This is a genomic window from Bacillus sp. FSL W7-1582 (assembly GCF_038593325.1).
GTDB classification, from domain to species: domain Bacteria; phylum Bacillota; class Bacilli; order Bacillales; family Bacillaceae; genus Bacillus; species Bacillus altitudinis.
On sequence record NZ_CP151987.1, the window covers coordinates 899390 to 915188 of the forward strand.

Consider the following 15799-nt stretch of genomic DNA (forward strand, 5'->3'; position numbering starts at 1 on the left):
TCCTAATCTTTTTTGTATAATCAACCAAATTTTAGTATAATAAAAAATAAAAGTATAAAAGGGGATATCAATGATTAAGAAATGGAGCATTCTTTTATTGACTGTTTTTCTATTAGCAGGATGCGGCGAGAAGGCTGCAGAAACAACAACGACAGAGAAAACGGTCTCTAAAATAGAAACAGAGTCTGACTCTAAAAACCAAGTAACGATTGAAAAAATGAAATTGACAAAGAAAGAAAAAAACTTACTAGAGGCATCAACGACGAATGAAATAGTAGCTCTAACACTTAAAGGATTAACGAAGAATGATAAGAGTATTACTTTTATCGGGAGCCACTACAAAAATGGCCAGCTAGTTGATAAGGAAGCATCTTCTTCGACTTTTACGTTACATCAGGAAGGAACTGACCAAACGATGAATGTACTCTTTCAACTAAGTCATGAGAAAGATATATTCAACTCACAATTTAGCATTTGGTCAGATAAGAAGAATGGCGGAATAACGAAAGCGACGTCAAGCTTTCCATTCAAAGTAAGTGATTATGTCTTCTCTGCACAATCTGAATCTGTTAAAGTCGCTTCAGGAGATAAGGCGCTCATTGCGTACACAGCGGCAATGGGGAAAAATGGCGATGTTCCTATGCTTGATAAAATTGAAAAAAATCCAAAGCAAGCGCTGAAACATATTTCACATGCGTATTTATTTTATATCCAGCTAGACAAATAACTATCGTGATATATATGGAGAATATGAATTTTTTTGACGAAAAATCTTCATATTCTCTTGACGAATTGTTAAGAAAGTTGTAACATAATAAAAGTCAACGCAATGATGTTGTCTTTAAAAGATTGATGCGGGTGTAGTTTAGTGGTAAAACCTCAGCCTTCCAAGCTGATGTCGTGAGTTCGATTCTCATCACCCGCTCCAATACATAATTTTGTTTATAACGCAGTATTTCGTTTCATAGATAAACGAAGTGTTGCGTTTTTTATTATGTCAGTATAATGTAAAAAGCACTGTCACCTACAGTGCTTTTTCAATGAGTTCATATTTACTTTCTCCACCATGTATTTGTATAAACATCTTCGTCAAGGATTGTATAAGTGCCTCACTCTTTTCCCGGGAAATAGATGGTGGGAAGAGAATGATTTGAAGAATGCTTTTTGTGTCTTGAGAAATTTGAGCTTTACTTGCTTGAGAAAATAACCCTTTAAGCTCTGCGCCATCCTGCCATTCAATATGACCAGTTTCATTTTTGGATAATGAAAGAGGCCCTTTCAATTGATCGGCATCTAATGTAAGGATAGGCAAGAAATATTTTAATGAAAAAAATATCGACAAATCCTGTACGGAATTGGTCGAGTCAATAAATTGTTCTTTTTGAATATCAGCAAGAAGCGGAAGAAAGGGAACACCTTCTAGAAGATTCGTCCATTCTTTGATCGCTGGTACTTCTTCCAAAGTTTGATCTTCATATTCAAAAAACAAAGATTCTTGAAACAGGCGTAGTCGACCTTTTAACATTTGAGGGGATTTACCTATCTCAATATGTGAATATTCAATCTGTCCAACATGGATAGACGGGCTTTGAGGTTGGGAAATTTCCATTTGTATCTTCACAGTGACTCACTCCAATCGGTCATGATACACTCGTATTATACTGAAAACAACTGAAGAAACAAAGAAAGGAGGTTTGCAAGGTGATTCATGTTGGACAATTAAAAGAAGAGTTAATTCAATATGCGAACGAAATTGGTGTCGATAAAATTCGATTTGCAAGTGCTGATACATTTGATTCATTAAAGGACCGCCTCATCTTACATGAATCGTTAGGGTATTTGTCCGGTTTTGAAGAGCCTGATATCGAAAAACGAACAAATCCTGCTTTGCTGCTTCCAAAAGCAAAATCAATTGTCGCCATTGCGCTCGCATACCCTTCCAAAATGAAAGATGCTCCCCGAAGTACAAAGGATGCAAGAAGAGGGATTTTTTGCAGGGCTTCATGGGGAACTGATTATCATGTTGTGCTGAAAAAAAAGCTCGACATGCTTGAAGAGTTTTTGCGTAGTAAACACGAAGATATACGGACAAAATCAATGGTGGACACAGGTGAATTGTCTGACCGTGCTGTAGCCGAACGTGCTGGCATTGGCTTTAGTGCAAAGAACTGTATGATTATCACCCCAGAGTTCGGATCTTATGTCTATTTGGCTGAGATGATTACAAATGTTCCATTTGAACCGGATGAGAAAATAGAAGACCAGTGCGGAACTTGTAATAAATGTGTGGATTCATGCCCAACGGGTGCTCTTGTGAATCCAGGCCAGCTCAATTCTCAAAGGTGTATTTCGTTTTTAACACAGACAAAAGGGTTTTTACCTGACGAATTTCGCTCGAAAATAGGGAATCGGTTGTATGGATGTGATACGTGCCAAACGGTTTGCCCAATTAATAAAGGGAAAGACTTTCATCTACATCCTGAAATGGAGCCGGACCCTGAAATTGCAAAGCCGCTCTTAAAGCCACTGCTGACAATCAGCAATCGTGAATTTAAAGAGAAGTATGGTCATGTTTCTGGATCATGGCGAGGGAAAAAGCCTATTCAGCGGAATGCCATTTTGGCACTTGCTCACTTTAAAGATGCATCTGCTTTGCCAGATTTGGTTGACCTGATGCATAAAGATCCAAGACCGGTCATTCGAGGCACGGCTGCTTGGGCAATCGGTAAAATTGGCGATGGTCAGCAGCTTTCAGAACTCGAAAAAGCCCTTGAACGGGAAAGTGATGAAGAAGCAAAACAAGAGATCATCAAAGGGATTGAATTGTTACAAACACCTTTAAATACTAAATAACCTCCCATTGAACATAGAATGAACCAAACAGAGATGTTAAAAAAAGTTTGGTGGTGTCTGTGTGAAACAATTATTAGAACAAACGTTAGAAGACAGACTGGCATATTTATTAAATGGCAGTACGATCAAACAGCCGCAGCTGATGTCTGATGTGGACGCTGTGGAGCGAAAGAAAGAGTTGTTTGCAAGAAGACAAGTTGAGATTGTCAAGGCGAAAGCAAAAGCAAAACTTCTCGATTCAGCTATTCAAGATGATGGAGCTCAGCAAGTACAATATCTCGCGCACCTCACTTATGTCTGTAAGGATATAGACGATTCTTTTTATTTAGAGGAACAGGTTGAGAAAAGAGAAGCGTTTCTTTATAACGACATGCTTGTGAAAGATCGGATGATGTTAGAAGAACGACAAAAGGAAGATCAGGTGGATGAGCGTTTCCAAAATGAAGACCAATTTGGAAGAGCTTTTCACTATGACCGGCGTGCAGCTGTTCAATATGCTGAGACGTATTGGAATAAACGAAATCCAGCCTATAAAAACTTCGAAGATAACTGTACGAATTTTATTTCACAATGTCTAAAAGCAGGGAATGCGCCAACGAGAGGATATCCGAACCGTGGATCTGGCTGGTGGGTTCGTCCACATACGTGGAGCTACAGCTGGACGGTGGCACATTCGATGAAAAATTACTTAGCGAATTCCAAAGCGGGGTTGAGAGCGAAGAAGCTCAAGGAGCCGCAGGAGCTTCAAATAGGTGATGTTATTTGTTACGATTTTGAGGGTGACGGTAGGTATAATCATACAACCATTGTCGTTGATCATGATAAAGGCGGAATGCCTCTTGTGAATGCACAAACGTATGACAGCCGTATGCGTTACTGGTCGTATGAAGATTCAACGGCTTATACACCTAATATTCGTTATACGTTTTTTCACATTTTGGACGATGCTCCGAAGGGTAGTTAATGGTATAATGTTGAGCGGAAAAGAAAATTAGAGGTGAACTTTTTTGGGACTTCATGTCGTTTTATATCAACCAGAAATTCCAGCTAATACTGGAAATATTGCGCGTACATGTGCAGCAACAAATACAACACTTCATCTGATTCGTCCGCTTGGTTTTTCGACAGATGATAAAATGCTGAAGCGTGCAGGACTCGATTATTGGAAATATGCCAATGTCGTCTATCATGATTCATTAGATGAATTGTTTGAGGCTCATCCGAAGGGGCAATTTTTCTATATCACAAAGTTTGGGCAAAAGCCGCATACAACGTTCGATTACTCGCAGCTAGATGAAGACTACTTCTTCGTATTTGGCAGAGAAACGAGTGGCTTGCCAAAAGATTTGATTGAACGGAATATGGATCGCTGTCTACGTTTACCGATGACAGAGCATGTTCGTTCACTGAATCTATCGAATACGGCAGCGATTCTTGTGTATGAGGCGCTTCGCCAGCAGCAATACCGAGATTTGATATAAGAACAAGATAAAAGCCGAGATCCCATCTCGCTTTCAGTGAATATATAAGTGCTGAAAATATGAACGAAATGAAAAAGGATGTTCCGCTGATGGAACATCCTTTTTTTCATTTACCAGGCTTGCCTTCGTAGCCAGCTGTGAAAATGGATACTAAAAACGTAATGATGACGCCCATCATAATGACCGTTCTCATATAAGCTCCCCCTTATCCCTTTGTTCCTTTGCTGCCGGTTTCATATGTTGTGAAGTTCGCCTTGAAAAGCAGGAGATGAAGATCATTTTTCTCCTGTTTTTCCTTTATTATGAAGGGTCTTGCGGATGGTTGTCAATTCAGTTTGCCAATTCGTCATTTTGAAGAACGAAAGCATGTAATAGGACGCCTCCGCATAGATTGTAAAACAGTATCTGATTTCTAGCTTCAATCTTGAAAGAGGAGGTTCATATGGATATTTTAAAGAAAATTGAACAGCACAGAGAAGAAGAGCAGCGACTGAAATGGGAAGGCACCTTCAGCGAATATTTAGATATTATTAAAGAAAATCCACTTGTCGCTCAATCTGCTCATTCTCGCGTTTATCATATGATTAAGGACAGCGGGATTGAAGAGGAGAATGGGGTCAGAACCTACAAATTTTTTGATCAGGAGCTTTTTGGATTAGAGGAATCATTGGAAAGGCTAGTGGAAGAGTATTTTCACCCTGCGGCTAAACGTTTAGATGTCAGAAAGCGTATTTTATTGTTAATGGGGCCAGTCAGCGGCGGGAAATCGACGCTTGTCACAAGGCTGAAAAGAGGGCTGGAAGAGTATTCACTAACAGATCATGGCGCAGTCTATGCGATTAAAGGCTGCCCAATGCATGAAGATCCGCTTCATCTCATTCCGCAAAATCTGCGGGAGGATTTCTATAGAGAATACGGCATACGTGTGCAGGGGAATTTATCACCTTTGAACTTGATGAGGCTGGAAGAGGAATATGGTGGCCGCATTGAGGATGTGAGAGTGGAACGAATCTTTTTCTCAGAGGACAAACGGACCGGCATTGGTACTTTCAGTCCGTCGGATCCTAAATCTCAGGACATTGCTGACTTAACAGGAAGTATTGATTTTTCAACGATTGCTGAATTTGGTTCAGAGTCAGACCCGCGTGCGTACCGGTTTGATGGAGAGCTCAATAAAGCGAACCGTGGAATGATGGAATTTCAGGAGATGTTAAAGTGTGATGAGAAATTTCTATGGCATCTTCTTTCATTAACGCAGGAGGGAAATTTTAAGGCGGGGCGTTTTGCGTTGATTAGTGCGGATGAATTGATTGTTGCACATACGAATGAAACGGAGTATCGGTCATTTATTTCAAATAAAAAGAACGAGGCTTTACACTCAAGAATTATTGTGATGCCGATCCCTTATAATTTAAAGGTGACAGAGGAAGAACGCATTTATCATAAGATGATTTCAGAAAGTGATGTCTCAGATGTTCATATTGCACCGCACACGCTAAAGGTAGCTGCGATGTTCTCTATTTTGACAAGGCTGAAAGAGCCGAAGCGGTCTGATATCGATTTGGTGAAAAAAATGCGACTGTATGATGGCGAAAGTGTCGAAGGTTTCCAATCTGTTGATATTGATGAGATGAAAAAGGAATTTCATGACGAAGGAATGAGCGGAATTGACCCGAGATATGTCATTAACCGCATTTCATCCACTATTATTCGAAAGAACATGGAATCCATCAATGCACTGGATGTCCTCCGTTCCTTAAAAGAAGGACTCGATCAGCATCCATCGATCTCAAGTGAAGATCGGGAACGTTATTTGAATTTTATTTCTGTCGCACGAAAAGAGTATGACGATATGGCGAAGAAGGAAGTTCAAAAGGCATTTGTGTATTCCTATGAGGAGTCTGCGAAAACTCTCATGGATAATTACTTAGATAATGTCGAGGCGTACTGCAATAAAAACAAACTGCGTGATCCGTTAACAGGTGAAGAAATGAATCCTGATGAAAAGCTCATGCGTTCAATTGAGGAACAGATCGGCATTTCTGAAAACGCCAAAAAGGCATTCAGAGAAGAAATCCTTATTCGTATTTCAGCTTATGCGAGAAAGGGCAAACGCTTTGATTATAATTCTCACGAGAGATTACGAGAAGCCATTCAGAAGAAACTATTTGCCGATTTGAAAGATGTCGTGAAAATTACGACATCGACGAAAACGCCGGATGAGCAGCAGTTGAAGAAGGTCAATGAAGTAGTGGCGCGATTGATTGATGAGCATGGCTATAATTCCACAAGTGCAAACGAACTCTTAAAATATGTAGGCAGTCTTCTGAATCGTTAATAAATGAAGGAGGCATTATTGGCGCAAACCAGCACCGGTAATGTCTTTTTTAAAAATCATCGTCATTTCGACGACGGCCAGCATACGATAATGGAATCGATGGGTACAAGAATTGTCCAAAAAGGTGAGGAGGGGGATGGATGTCCCGGCAAGAAAAAAGTCAGTTTATTGTGTCTCAGGAAGACTGGTCCCTCCATCGAAAAGGCTTTGATGACCAGCAGCGTCATCAGAAAAAAGTCAAAGAGGCGATTAAAAACAATTTGCCGGATCTTGTCACAGAGGAAAGCATCATCATGTCTAATGGCAAAGATGTGGTCAAAATTCCGATCCGTTCTTTAGATGAATATAAAATTCGGTACAACTATGATAAAAATAAGCATGTAGGTCAAGGGGATGGAGACAGCCAAGTTGGCGATGTGGTCGCTCGGGATGGATCTGACAGTAAGCAAGGGCAGGGAAAAGGTCAAGGTGCTGGAGATCAAGCCGGTGATGATTATTACGAAGCAGAAGTCTCATTAATGGATTTAGAGGAAGCGCTATTTCGTGAGCTGGAGCTACCAAATCTAAAACAAAAGGAACTTGATGATATCGTTGTCGAGGAAATCGAGTTTAATGATATTCGCAAAACGGGGTTAACCGGTAATATCCATAAAAAACGAACAATGCTGTCAGCATTTAAACGAAATGCCATGACAGGAAGCCCTTCCTTTTATCCCATTTATCCAGAGGATATTAAGTATAAGACGTGGAATGAAGTCACCAAACCAGAATCAAAAGCGGTTGTCCTAGCGATGATGGATACGAGCGGAAGTATGGGGCTTTGGGAAAAATATATGGCGAGAAGCTTTTTCTTTTGGATGACACGTTTCTTGCGGACAAAGTATGAGACAGTCGAGATCGAATTCATTGCCCACCATACAGAGGCGAAGGTCGTAGATGAGGAGCACTTCTTTTCTCGGGGAGAGAGCGGGGGAACCATTTGTTCTTCTGTCTATCGAAAGGCGCTAGAGCTCATAGACGAACGATATCCGCCGTCACGATATAATATTTATCCTTTCCATTTTTCTGATGGTGACAATTTGACCTCAGATAATGCACGGTGCGTGAAGCTCGTTTCTGAAATTATGAAAAAAGCCAATTTATTTTGTTATGGTGAAGTGAATCAATATAATCGGCATTCTACGTTAATGTCAGCATATAAACATATTCAGGATGAGAAATTTAAGCATTATATTTTGAAGCAAAAATCAGACGTTTTTCTCGCATTAAAAAAATTTTTTCAGCAGGAAGAAGTTCTTTCTTAAAGAGAACATTCAAAAAAACCTTTCAGCATAAGGGCTGAAAGGTTTTTTGTGTGGAGAAGGAAGGGATCACCAGAAAAAAAGTAAAACTTTCTCTTTGACATTTCAATTTTCATTTATTAATATTTAATCTTGTTAAATATAAGTTTTTCAAAAAAGATGCCGATTGTCTTTTCTTCTTTTTCTGCTTTTTGCTCATAAGTGAACAATAAGTATAAATGGGCTGCACACCATTTTCAGCGGAGTAGAAAAAGGGGAAACAGGCAGCTCTATGAGCTTGTTTCATAATCTGTCAGATGATGGGCATTCTAAGTTTGCTAAAGCAGATGACACTATATTTTTATACATGAAAGGAGAAACAAAACATGAACAGAGGGCGTTTATTGCTAACGAATATTATTGGCCTTATTGTGATTCTTGCCATTATTGCCGGAGGTGCTTATTACTACTACGAAAGCACAAACTTCGTAAAAACAGATGAAGCAAAAGTGACAGGTGACATGTACCAAATTACAGCGCCGGCAGCTGGACAAATCAAAGGCTGGGACATCAATGAAGGTGACGAAGTGCAAAAAGACAGCACAGTTGCAAAAGTTGAAGGAGAAGCAAAAACAAACATTAAAGCAGTGGCTGATGGCACATTAGTCAAAAAAGAAGTACAAAACAACCAACAAGTGCAGCCTGGGACAGTTCTTGGTGAAACGATTGACCTCAGCAAGCTTTACATTACAGCGAATATTAAAGAAACAGACATTAAGAACATTGAAAAAGGTGACAAAGTGGACATCGTTGTAGACGGCGATCCTGATACAACATTTGAAGGAACAGTTGAACAAATTGGTTATGCAACAAACTCAACATTCAATATGCTGCCAGCAACAAACTCAAGTGGTAACTACACGAAAGTGACACAAAAAGTAGCAGTGAAAATTTCAATTAAAAATCCATCTGACAAAGTACTTCCAGGTATGAATGCTTCTGTCAAAATTTCATCTTAATGATGACTGATATCAAAAAATGAAAGGAGGTTGTCTGAGATGGCAAATCAACCTGCAGCGACAAAACAGGGAGCAGGCTCCTTGTCTTTACTGATCATTTTAATGGCCGGTTTGTTCGTAGCGATTTTAAACCAAACGCTTTTGAACGTAGCCATGCCCCATTTAATGACTGAATTTAATGTGAGTGCGACGACAATTCAGTGGCTTACAACAGGTTACATGCTTGTCAACGGGGTGCTCATTCCGTTATCTGCGTTTTTAATCACACGTTTTGGCCAGCGCAGCTTATTCCTCGTGGCGATGATTTCATTTACACTAGGGACTTTTATTTGCGGTATTGCGCCAAACTTTTCGACGATGCTGATTGGTCGTTTGATTCAGGCAGTCGGTGGCGGTATCTTACAGCCGCTCGTCATGACAACAATCCTTTTTATTTTCCCTCCAGAAAACAGAGGGAAAGGAATGGGGATTTTTGGTCTTGCGATGATGTTTGCGCCAGCTGTCGGACCAACGTTATCTGGTTATATTATTGAACACTATTCATGGCGTATTATGTTTTATGGACTTGTACCAATCGGTGCGATTGTCATTATCGCGGCTTTCTTTATGTTTAAAAATATTGTAGAGCCTAAAAAAATCAAGCTGGACACTCTTGGTGCGATTCTGTCGATCGTTGGTTTTGCTTCGCTTCTATACGGAGTGAGTGAAGCGGGAAGTGATGGTTGGACAGATCCAATCGTTTTATCTACGATTATCATTGGTGCGATTGCGATCATTCTCTTTATTTTCCAACAGCTAAAAGCGGATAATCCGATGCTTGATTTCCGCGTGTTTAAATACAGCATTTTCTCATTATCAAGTGTTATTAACATTATTATTACCGTTGCCTTATACACTGGGATGTTCTTACTACCGATCTACTTGCAGAACCTCGTTGGGTTTACTGCATTGCAATCGGGGCTATTAATGCTTCCAGGGGCACTTGCGATGCTCATTATGTCCCCAATTTCAGGGATCTTGTTTGATAAATTTGGACCTCGTCCACTTGCCATTGTGGGGATGCTGATTACGGTTGTTACCACATACGAGTTTACAAGGCTGACGATTGATACATCTTATAGTCACATTGTGCTCATGTATGCAGTACGTGCTTTTGGTATGTCACTCTTAATGATGCCAGTCATGACTGCTGGGATGAACCAATTACCGCAACATTTAAACAGTCATGGTACAGCGATGTCAAACACACTGAGACAAATCAGTGGTTCGATCGGTACGAGTTTGATCACGACGATTTATACAAATCGCACGACATTCCATTATTCCAATATGGCAGATCAAACGAATACAGCTGATCCGTTCTTTATGAATTCATTCCAGGCGGCTGTCTCTCATGTGATGCACCATATGGGCATGACAGCAGAAGCTGCTCAAAAATATGTGTCGACCCAGCTCTTTACGAAAGCACAAGTTGATTCCAATGTGATGGGCATCAATGATGCTTACATGTGGGTGACATTATTCTGTGCAGCTGGTGTGATTCTCAGCTTGTTCCTGCGAGATGTACGTAAGGATAAAAAGCGAAAAGAAAAGCAGGATAAGAAACAAGAAATGACATTGCTTCCAGCACCTAAGGAAGCAAACCAAGATGCAAGATAAGTGTGGAGGGACCGTACATGAAAATTTATGTCGTATACGATAGTGAAGGTGACCATACAAAAGCACTTGCAGAAGCGATTGCAGCTGGCGCAGGTGAAACAGAGCAAGCTGAAGTGTTCATTGATCATGTGAAAGATGCGGATATCCGCAAGCTTGATCAAATGGATGCAATCATTTGGGGCTGCCCTGGTCACTTTGGTACCATTAGTTCTGGATTAAAGACATGGATTGACCGTCTTGGGTATTTATGGGCAGAAGGAAAACTCATCGATAAAGTCGGTGCCGTTTTCTGTACCACTGCCACAACACACGGCGGTTTAGAAATGACGATGCATAATTTGATTACGCCGATGTTCCATCAAGGGATGCTTGTGGTCGGCCTTCCTGGAAATGTTCCAGAAAATGCGTTATACGGCTCTTATTATGGAGCAGGTGTAACGTGCCCGATTGATTCTGATGAAGTGATTTCTTCAGAAGGCATTGAGCTGGGGAAAGCATTAGGAAGACGTGTAGCATCAGTCACTGCGTCATTTAAGCGATAAGGAGAGGGTTCTTTTGGCGACGATTATTGTAGCGTTAGTAGCTGCTGTTCTAGTCATTATCGGATTAGTAGCGTTCAATGTCAGACACGCTTCGGCCGAGAAGGAAGAGATCAAAGAAGATGTATCGAACCATCCTGACGTGCCGCATAGCGAGCCAGAAGTTGCGGCGAGACCTGTAGAGCCTGAAGTGGAAGAAAAAGCGTCAGAGCCTTCTCAGACAGATGATGCTCCGTCAGGTGATGATTTCTATAGACAGGCGCTTCAAAAGTTTAAGCAGCCAGAACCACCTGTCAAAGAAGAAGAACCAGAGACGAAAATGAATGATGATATGTATCGTTCTGCTTTACAGAAACTAAAGCAGAAGGACAAATAAAAAGAGAACCTCTCGTCAGGTTCTCTTTTTTTTATTGCACAAAAAAACCGCCGGCATAAAAGCCGAGCGGTTTTCCTTCACTCTATAAAGTGCTAAAAGAGCAGATGCTCTTAAATTACGCTTTGTTAACGTTAGCAGCTTGTGGTCCACGGTTACCTTCAACGATTTCGAAAGAAACTGATTGACCTTCTTCTAAAGTTTTGAAGCCTTCGCCTTGGATAGCAGAGAAGTGAACGAATACATCGTCTTGACCTTCTACTTCGATGAATCCGAAACCTTTTTCAGAGTTGAACCATTTTACTTTACCTTCTAACATGAAATTTCCTCCTAAAGCGATCTTAACGCTTAAATTCACTATTCTTGCTCTTACACAAACTTCAAAGACGAAAACTCTTTCAAAACTTTCTTCTTAAAGATGATACGAACAAAAATAATTACCTTTACTTTACCAGTGTTTGCGGGAAAAAACAACTGTTATACGAAAACTTTTTTAAAAATAATTAGCGCTAACAAATTGAGGAAAAAGCCTATGTTAAGTGTTCTCTTTTTCGTCCAGAAAAGCTCACTTGGTTTCTGCCTGACTGCTTCGCTTTATAGAGCTCCTGGTCTGCAATAATCGGTAATTGTTTCATGTTTTCACTTGTTCCTGCATCACAAGCACATCCAATTGACACCGTAATGTGAATCGATGTTCCGTTTTGTAAATAAATTGGCTGATCCGCCATTTTTTTTCGTAAACGTTCCGCAATTTGCCATGTTTTTTCAACGGAACAATTCGGTAAAAGCACAGCAAATTCTTCACCGCCGATTCGCCCAATATAATCAGAGCTTCTTGTGTTTTTAATTAGCCTTGTTCCGATTTCTTTTAAAACGATATCTCCCTCATGATGTCCATACTGATCATTGATGGTTTTGAAATAATCGATGTCTAGATAAATCAAGGACATTTGATGGATAGGTTGCTTTAAGTTCAGAGAAAAAGCATCACTTAATATCTCATCGAATTTCCGTTTATTTAAAACACCAGTTAAAAAGTCATAATGAGCTTGGAATTTATACAAATTTAACATCTGATACGCTTTTGTTTGATGCTCAATGACATAAAAGTTAAATAAACCGGCAATATACGAGAACATCCAATAGGCAGTATGCAGTTCAAACGATCTTTCATTGACGATGATGATAAATAAAATCGTCGCAATGACGTTGCTCATGGTAATAGATAACAGCATTTTTACGACGTGATTGATATGACGCTCAGCAATTAAAAAGGAAGCTGTGGCGATAAATATCATGGAAAAAATATTAATGAAAGAAGCAACATTGGCTTCGATTAATAATCGGCCAATAATGATCACACAGGCTGCAATGAACGTTTGTGCAATGCCTCCATAAAATGCCGTTAAAATAAGGGGGATATGTCTTAAATCGATGATGGCTGGTCCTGCTTTAATAGAGAAAAACATTAAGAGGACACCGAGTAACCCAGAAATCATTCCTTTATAAATTTGTCTGAGCAGGGTGTCTTCCTTTTTCAAAAAATTCTCTTTAAACACAAGCATCAATAAATAATGGAAAGTGACAAGAATTGTTAAATTAATAAAGAGGTCTCTTAGCAAAATAAAATCACCTTTTTAAAATTACTAAAATTTGTTGCAAAAGAAAAGGGGAAACAAGATAATTAATAAAAATTTCACTTATGAGGGGTTTAAAATGAGGAGAAAACAATTTCCAGATCGAACGGACTAGCTTTCTTTTTTTGAAACGTGGCCTGATGAAGGATTTGAACGAGATATGCCCATTGAATATCAAGATCTAACGTTTCGGTTCGAGAATGAGGAAGAGCGATTTGTGGTGACGATGTCTCTTGGAGTACAAGAATTTTCTTTGAAGGCTGTTCGAAAAAAGGACGCATCCGTTTTAGGAGTATATGCCTTTAAAACTGTGCGACATGTAGAAATAAAAAAGGATCGGCAGCATAAAAAAGAGCTGTTGATACTATTAGATGGTATGGAACGGTTTGTTATCACGATCGAAATCACCTTCTTGCCTTCCTTCTGCATCATGGTGAAAGAGCATTTTTCAGGAGAATAAACAGGAGCCTTTCTGAAAAAAAGGCTCCTGTTTTAGTTATTTGTGCTCGATGTCATTGAGCACTTGCTGAATGGATTCATCATCCATTACATTCATGACACTTTCATCAATGTGAAGAGACTGGGCGTAAGACTCTCTCGGCGGTTGATGAGTTTGGTATGTTTTTGATGATGTTTGATGCTGATTTGTTTCATTGGGCTGGACAGCGGTGAATGCCTGCTTGATCATTTGACCTACTTCAGCCGTGCCTTTTGAGTCTTTACGTGAATGTGAATGGGACTCATGACGAGATGACTCATGCTGGTGTTGATCTTTGCCTTTCATCATTGAGGACAAATTCATTTGAGTCATGCTGCTAAGTCTTCTCCGTAATAGTGGTGAAAATAATGCAATGATGGCTGTTGATGCTGCGATCATTGCACCAGTACTCATACCTTTTCTCTTTTTAAACAAACGAATCCCTCCATTTGATCGTGATGATACTTCTTCATCATGTTTAGGATGACCAATCAAGGCTGATTTATGAATTCATTGCTGAAATAGAGGATGTGTGCATAAAAAGTCTGCTGGATGAAAAACCTATGAGCAAAAGGAGGGAATCAATTGATGAATAAGAAATGGATGCTATCTTTATTACTCGTTCCAACATTGATCACTGCTGGGTGTGGAATGAACAACCAAGGCGATGAACGAAGAGGAACAATGAAACGACAGTATGAAAATGTCACATATAAGAACGACAACATGAGACAGGATCAACCAAATGTGCAGACACCTCAGAAGGTGAAAGTGGCAGATAAGGCATCAGAGCTTGTTGCCAACATGTCTGAAGTGAAAACAGCGAACGTACTTGTCACAGGGAAAAATGCATTTGTTGCTGTCGTGCTTGAAGGCAATAAAAGCGGAGATGTAACAGACGATTTGAAAAAGAAAATTTCTGACAAAGTCAAATCGACGGATCAACAAATTGATAATGTGTATGTATCTGCTAATCCAGACTTTGTCGATCGTATGGCAGGGTACGGAAAACGTATTAGAAGTGGAGAACCAATTTCAGGATTCTTCGACGAGTTTACTGAAACGGTTCGACGTGTCTTCCCTGAATCAAAATAGCTACGACAAAAGCCGTATGTCATATGCGGCTTTTTTGTTTGGAACCGCACCTTGCGCACCTGACTGCATAAAGTAAAAAATATATCACCTCTTGTTGATCTTTGTTTTTTCATAGAAAGAGAAAGAGGTTGCAGGATGAATTCAGGTGGGGAGTAAATGAAAGCAAAACCGTCATTAATTCATAAAAAACTTGTAAGCGGAATGATTGCAGCAGGTTTGATTTTTTATGCGTTCACTGCGTACTTGATTTATGTAGCGTTCCAGCTGGCAGAGCAATATCTAGAGCAGCATTCTTCGCCTAAAACGGTCTTAACGGAAGGACTCAATAAGCAAGTCTATGAACATATTCGAATCTACTATGCAGAGGATGAGGGCGCCTTTGTCGATCTGACCATAGAAGCGCTTGAGCAGGCAAAGAAGAGAACGATGTCAGTGTTTCAGTATGAAGCTGATAAACCGTTAGATATTATTTATTTTGATGATAAAGAGACGATTGAGCAATTTGCTGGCATCAAGCATATTACAGGTTTTTATTCTGATGTTGATCATATGATTGGATTATACCCAGATAAACGGGAAGAATTGTTGAAGAAAGAGACACTGCCTTTATACTTTTTCAACACGTTATTCATTCATGAGTATGCCCATTTCGTTTTCTATGAAAAGGTGCATGCATATAAGGTATCTCCAGTCGTCTTTCCCCTTTGGTTCCATGAAGGAACAGCAGAATGGACGGCCTATGATGTGCTGAACGCCACGTCTGAACGGTTTGACGTCATTCCTTTTAAATCTCTTTATTCTGATCAAGACTGGCAAGAATCTCGCACGACGTATGAGACAGATGTTTATTTACAAAGCTACTATATGATCTATGAGCTTGTGCAGCTTTATGGACGAGATGTCATACATGAGATCATGGAGGAAACGGCGAAAACTAGTCGTTTTGATAGAGGGTTTGAACAAGCGACAGGACAACGTCTCACAGATTTTGAAGAGCAATTTAAACTGAATTATCAAAGAAAAAACGGCTGACCTGTAAATAGGTCG

Annotated in this window: 16 protein-coding genes, 1 tRNA gene and 1 pseudogene; 14 read left to right on the plus strand and 4 right to left on the minus strand. The window is 39.9% G+C overall.

Annotation, left to right across the window (positions count from 1 at the left end; translation table 11 throughout):
• The first annotated feature begins 70 nt into the window (after window positions 1-70).
• Entirely contained in the window at window positions 71-727 is a 657-nt protein-coding gene (locus NSQ11_RS04575) for a hypothetical protein (RefSeq protein ID WP_098681062.1), read from the plus strand.
• A 127-nt stretch (window positions 728-854) separates the two neighbouring features.
• Window positions 855-928, plus strand: a tRNA-Gly gene (locus NSQ11_RS04580).
• A gap of 96 nt (window positions 929-1024) precedes the next feature.
• Here the strand turns inward: NSQ11_RS04580 and NSQ11_RS04585 are convergent.
• Window positions 1025-1621, minus strand: a complete 597-nt coding sequence (locus NSQ11_RS04585) for a hypothetical protein (RefSeq protein WP_017360378.1) — start codon at window positions 1619-1621, stop codon at window positions 1025-1027.
• Between the two features lie 83 nt (window positions 1622-1704).
• Between NSQ11_RS04585 and queG the strand changes: the two genes are divergently transcribed.
• From queG to NSQ11_RS04630, 9 genes are all read left to right on the plus strand, one after another.
• On the plus strand, window positions 1705-2853 hold the full coding sequence (queG, locus tag NSQ11_RS04590) for a tRNA epoxyqueuosine(34) reductase QueG (RefSeq protein WP_041093435.1): 1149 nt from the start codon (window positions 1705-1707) through the stop codon (window positions 2851-2853).
• 61 nt (window positions 2854-2914) lie between these two features.
• The gene (locus NSQ11_RS04595) at window positions 2915-3817 is read left to right on the plus strand and encodes an amidase domain-containing protein (RefSeq protein ID WP_017360376.1); all 903 of its coding nucleotides are present in this window, start codon (window positions 2915-2917) and stop codon (window positions 3815-3817) included.
• A 43-nt stretch (window positions 3818-3860) separates the two neighbouring features.
• Window positions 3861-4334: a tRNA (uridine(34)/cytosine(34)/5-carboxymethylaminomethyluridine(34)-2'-O)-methyltransferase TrmL gene (gene trmL, locus NSQ11_RS04600; protein ID WP_003211950.1), complete on the plus strand. Its 474-nt coding sequence runs from the start codon at window positions 3861-3863 to the stop codon at window positions 4332-4334.
• A gap of 442 nt (window positions 4335-4776) precedes the next feature.
• On the plus strand, window positions 4777-6672 hold the full coding sequence (locus NSQ11_RS04605) for a PrkA family serine protein kinase (protein ID WP_017360374.1): 1896 nt from the start codon (window positions 4777-4779) through the stop codon (window positions 6670-6672).
• A gap of 140 nt (window positions 6673-6812) precedes the next feature.
• Window positions 6813-7976, plus strand: a complete 1164-nt coding sequence (yhbH, locus tag NSQ11_RS04610; RefSeq protein WP_007497035.1) for a sporulation protein YhbH — start codon at window positions 6813-6815, stop codon at window positions 7974-7976.
• Between the two features lie 362 nt (window positions 7977-8338).
• Window positions 8339-8971 (plus strand): HlyD family efflux transporter periplasmic adaptor subunit, encoded by a 633-nt coding sequence (locus tag NSQ11_RS04615; protein WP_007497037.1) that lies wholly within the window; start codon window positions 8339-8341, stop codon window positions 8969-8971.
• A gap of 39 nt (window positions 8972-9010) precedes the next feature.
• Entirely contained in the window at window positions 9011-10630 is a 1620-nt protein-coding gene (locus NSQ11_RS04620) for a DHA2 family efflux MFS transporter permease subunit (RefSeq protein WP_061418487.1), read from the plus strand.
• A gap of 17 nt (window positions 10631-10647) precedes the next feature.
• Complete coding sequence (locus NSQ11_RS04625) at window positions 10648-11172, plus strand: flavodoxin family protein (protein ID WP_007497041.1); 525 nt, start codon at window positions 10648-10650, stop codon at window positions 11170-11172.
• 13 nt (window positions 11173-11185) lie between these two features.
• On the plus strand, window positions 11186-11545 hold the full coding sequence (locus NSQ11_RS04630; RefSeq protein WP_017360371.1) for a hypothetical protein: 360 nt from the start codon (window positions 11186-11188) through the stop codon (window positions 11543-11545).
• A gap of 115 nt (window positions 11546-11660) precedes the next feature.
• Here the strand turns inward: NSQ11_RS04630 and cspB are convergent, their stop codons facing one another.
• Both cspB and NSQ11_RS04640 read right to left on the minus strand, forming a co-directional pair.
• Entirely contained in the window at window positions 11661-11861 is a 201-nt protein-coding gene (cspB, locus tag NSQ11_RS04635) for a cold shock-like protein CspB (protein WP_008349061.1), read from the minus strand.
• Window positions 11862-12072: 211 nt separating this feature from the next.
• Complete coding sequence (locus NSQ11_RS04640) at window positions 12073-13164, minus strand: diguanylate cyclase (protein ID WP_144740626.1); 1092 nt, start codon at window positions 13162-13164, stop codon at window positions 12073-12075.
• Window positions 13165-13258: 94 nt separating this feature from the next.
• Between NSQ11_RS04640 and NSQ11_RS04645 the strand changes: the two are divergent.
• Window positions 13259-13639: pseudogene (locus NSQ11_RS04645) on the plus strand (hypothetical protein).
• A gap of 36 nt (window positions 13640-13675) precedes the next feature.
• Here the strand turns inward: NSQ11_RS04645 and NSQ11_RS04650 are convergent.
• Entirely contained in the window at window positions 13676-14092 is a 417-nt protein-coding gene (locus NSQ11_RS04650; RefSeq protein WP_025206997.1) for a hypothetical protein, read from the minus strand.
• Between the two features lie 153 nt (window positions 14093-14245).
• Between NSQ11_RS04650 and NSQ11_RS04655 the strand changes: the two genes are divergently transcribed.
• On the plus strand, window positions 14246-14752 hold the full coding sequence (locus NSQ11_RS04655; protein ID WP_008349054.1) for a YhcN/YlaJ family sporulation lipoprotein: 507 nt from the start codon (window positions 14246-14248) through the stop codon (window positions 14750-14752).
• A gap of 156 nt (window positions 14753-14908) precedes the next feature.
• Entirely contained in the window at window positions 14909-15784 is an 876-nt protein-coding gene (locus tag NSQ11_RS04660; RefSeq protein WP_342501285.1) for a hypothetical protein, read from the plus strand.
• The last annotated feature ends 15 nt before the right edge of the window (window positions 15785-15799 follow it).

Bases quoted from the DNA above. Each gene is read 5' to 3' on its own strand.
- cspB (WP_008349061.1), bottom strand. From the start codon at position 11,861: ATGTTAGAAGGTAAAGTAAAATGGTTCAACTCTGAAAAAGGTTTCGGA.
- NSQ11_RS04575 (WP_098681062.1), top strand. From the start codon at position 71: ATGATTAAGAAATGGAGCATTCTTTTATTGACTGTTTTTCTATTAGCA.
- NSQ11_RS04605 (WP_017360374.1), top strand. From the start codon at position 4,777: ATGGATATTTTAAAGAAAATTGAACAGCACAGAGAAGAAGAGCAGCGA.
- NSQ11_RS04625 (WP_007497041.1), top strand. From the start codon at position 10,648: ATGAAAATTTATGTCGTATACGATAGTGAAGGTGACCATACAAAAGCA.
- NSQ11_RS04655 (WP_008349054.1), top strand. From the start codon at position 14,246: ATGAATAAGAAATGGATGCTATCTTTATTACTCGTTCCAACATTGATC.
- NSQ11_RS04660 (WP_342501285.1), top strand. From the start codon at position 14,909: ATGAAAGCAAAACCGTCATTAATTCATAAAAAACTTGTAAGCGGAATG.
- yhbH (WP_007497035.1), top strand. From the start codon at position 6,813: ATGTCCCGGCAAGAAAAAAGTCAGTTTATTGTGTCTCAGGAAGACTGG.
- NSQ11_RS04620 (WP_061418487.1), top strand. From the start codon at position 9,011: ATGGCAAATCAACCTGCAGCGACAAAACAGGGAGCAGGCTCCTTGTCT.
- NSQ11_RS04615 (WP_007497037.1), top strand. From the start codon at position 8,339: ATGAACAGAGGGCGTTTATTGCTAACGAATATTATTGGCCTTATTGTG.